This is a genomic window from Providencia sp. PROV150 (assembly GCF_028481025.1).
Lineage (GTDB): Bacteria > Pseudomonadota > Gammaproteobacteria > Enterobacterales > Enterobacteriaceae > Providencia > Providencia hangzhouensis.
This window is the reverse complement of record NZ_JAMPPJ010000042.1, coordinates 1-2,722: the sequence shown is the minus strand read 5'-3', so window position 1 is coordinate 2,722 and position 2,722 is coordinate 1. Positions and strand designations below refer to the sequence as shown.

Annotated in this window: 4 protein-coding genes; all 4 read left to right on the top strand. The window is 35.2% G+C overall.

Going from position 1 to position 2,722, the window contains the following annotated elements:
* On the top strand, positions 1 to 1,307 hold a 1,307-nt coding region (locus tag PSE83_RS20290; protein WP_272661059.1), incomplete at its 5' end, for a hypothetical protein.
* A 1-nt stretch (position 1,308) separates the two neighbouring features.
* On the top strand, positions 1,309 to 1,563 hold the full coding sequence (locus tag PSE83_RS20285) for a hypothetical protein (protein ID WP_004265621.1): 255 nt from the start codon (positions 1,309 to 1,311) through the stop codon (positions 1,561 to 1,563).
* Between the two features lie 182 nt (positions 1,564 to 1,745).
* The gene (locus tag PSE83_RS20280) at positions 1,746 to 2,108 is read left to right on the top strand and encodes a hypothetical protein (RefSeq protein WP_004265619.1); all 363 of its coding nucleotides are present in this window, start codon (positions 1,746 to 1,748) and stop codon (positions 2,106 to 2,108) included.
* A complete protein-coding gene (locus tag PSE83_RS20275; RefSeq protein ID WP_004265618.1) occupies positions 2,105 to 2,341 on the top strand; it encodes a hypothetical protein in 237 nt (78 codons plus the stop codon). Before PSE83_RS20280 ends, PSE83_RS20275 begins: the two co-directional genes overlap by 4 nt.
* The last annotated feature ends 381 nt before the right edge of the window (positions 2,342 to 2,722 follow it).

Below are 2,722 nucleotides of genomic sequence, written 5' to 3'. Positions count from 1 at the left end.
CTCGATTACCTGTTGAGGATAATACCGCTTTATATTTTGGTGATGGATATTATGAAGGATATAATAGTTGTCTTGAAAGTTATAGACATGACGTTTCACCTGAATGGTATCACGCTCTAAATGATTTTATAGATTACATGTCATATTGTGAATACATGGCTACTCCTATAGATATTGAGTCTTTATTAGATAAAAATGGAAAGGTTGATTTATCATCAAAAGAAAATATTGAAACAAAAAAGGGAATAATTAAAGAGCATATCGAGAAACAAAAATTATTTTTGGAAGAAGTTGAAGGATTTAATGAATGGAAATTTTTAAATAATCCAGAGAAATATCCTTTTGAACAAGAAATAATAATATCAGGCAGATTAATCAGCAAAGAGTATAAAACCTCAGCTGAGCTAGATAGCTTTTTAGTTGGATATAATGAGAATACCTATCTAGACCGTTTGAATGACAATTATAAATATGGAGATGGGGATGAAGAGATACTTGATAAGTCGGCAAGAGAAAGTATTGTTTCTGTTAAATATCTACATAGCAGATTAATTAATGCCATTGATGTTAATACAGAGAATTTGAATAAACTCAACTTTACTCAAAGTAGCATGTTTGCTATTCCCTCTCCGAATGTTCCTACATTACCTCATGGTGTTGGTTTAAATACGCAAGTCACACAAACAGTAGATAGCAGTATTGCAAAAGGTATCGAAAATGCCTTAGGCAATATTCGTGATGGCCTAGCGGAAACGTTTGATTGCTCTTTTGGCATGAGTTGCTCAAATGATATAGATAAAGCAGCAAATAATTCAAATGTTGAGAAATTTCATACTGGTGGCGACCAAATACCTGAGCAAGGCCGGACGGATACAAGCGGAAACCAAATACTCGAACAAGGAAAAATTGATACGGGTGGAAACCAGCTTCCAGAACCGATCGAAAAACTGCCTGGAACATCTATTCCTGATACTCTATCTTTAGATAACCTCGCCTATTTAAACAAGATTACACAAGGTGAACATGCGGGAATCAGAAATAAAGAGGGGCGTCCAGTCAGTTCAGTCATTAATGATGTTCAAAAATCGAGGCCTTCAGATATCTTAATACAAGATGATGGTCGTTGGGTTGTAAAAGGTAATGACGGAAGAATACATCTAATTGAGCCTGATGGAGAAGTGGTCTCGTCATTTAAAAATAGTGATAGAAATACGGCTCAACGTACTAGAGATGGGCGATGGAATAGACCTAGTAATGAAAAACTAGATGAATTTAAAGAAAAATTTTCTGATTATGTGAGGTGGTAGGATGGATATACTAAAAATTAATTACATACCAGAAGCGGATGTAACTTTATTTGATATTCGTTTATCTGAATCGGAAGTTGTAATTTATACAGATTGCTTAAATTACGTTTTAACTCATTTATCTGATGAGCAAATATATGAAAAAACGGAATGTTCAAATAAACAAGAGTTATCACATTACTTGACAGATCTAAAAAATTTAATGAAATCAATGGAACATAGAAAATACCTTCCTGATAGGTACAAAGATCTATAAAAAATAATGGCATAGTGGCTATTTAAAGAGCCACTATGCCAACAAATTTTAGTCTCTTACCTCAATCATTTTACTCGCTCTCAGCCAACCGGATGATCAACTGTCCGGCTTGGTGAGTGAGGGTATGTGGTTACTCACCTTAAACCCAAACTCACTCAATCACTTGCCGCTTAACATGAGTTGTGGGCTGGGGTTTGGTTTACCTCGGTTGGGGGGAACCCATTGTATACTTTCTGGTTTTGACCACTGCTTCTTTAGCCGTCAGTGTTTTTACACTACAATCGTGCTTATCCTCAACTGTGAGAGCATGGGACAAACATGCAGCTAGACCCGGTGGCGTTTTTGAACCCTTAAATGGTAATCCAGCGCAAAAAAATGCTGCTGCCGAAAATTTCATCCGAGAAATCTTTAAAGATCCTAAAGTAGTTCGAAACGATTTAGGTGGTGGTGCGTTTGAATATCGTTTGCCTAGTGGAAAAGGCGTTAGATATAATGCAGATGGCTCATTTAATACTGTGCTAGACCCAAAGAAGGCAATAAAATGAAAGATAATAAATTAGAACTATTTTTTTCAAGTCCAATGGAATATGAGAATCTAACGTTAGAGGTTCAATTAAATTGGGAGCGGGTTGCAGAAATTAATCAAGATAAAGGTGTAGATAATTTAGAAATTGAACTATTTGGTTCAGATTTATCCCACGGTTTTACAGCTAAAATGCCTTTAGATGATCTAATTTCAATATTGATTGAAGCCAGAGATACATTAAAGAAACAATGAATTTTTACTGAATGAGTAAAAATCCTTGCTCTACACAGGGATCTGAATTAACGGTCTTACTCGCTGTCAGCTAACGGGATGATTAGCTGTCCGGTTTGGCTCGTGAGGGGGAGTGGCTACCTTAGGCAATATTCGGTATGGCTGCTGAGATTTACGAAGGTAGCATTACTGATTTACCAAACGCAAAAGCGAAAAAAAAAATAATTTTCTTTAATCGCATAGATAAATAGTATCTCTAGTATGCTGTTTATCACTAAAGCGAATTGAAGCCAATGTGGAAACTCATTGGCTTTTTTTGTTTTTGTGAATATAAACAATTAGTCACATGTTTCTGTTCTATTATTGATTAAAATAGATTTTAATCATTTTATAAGTAATACG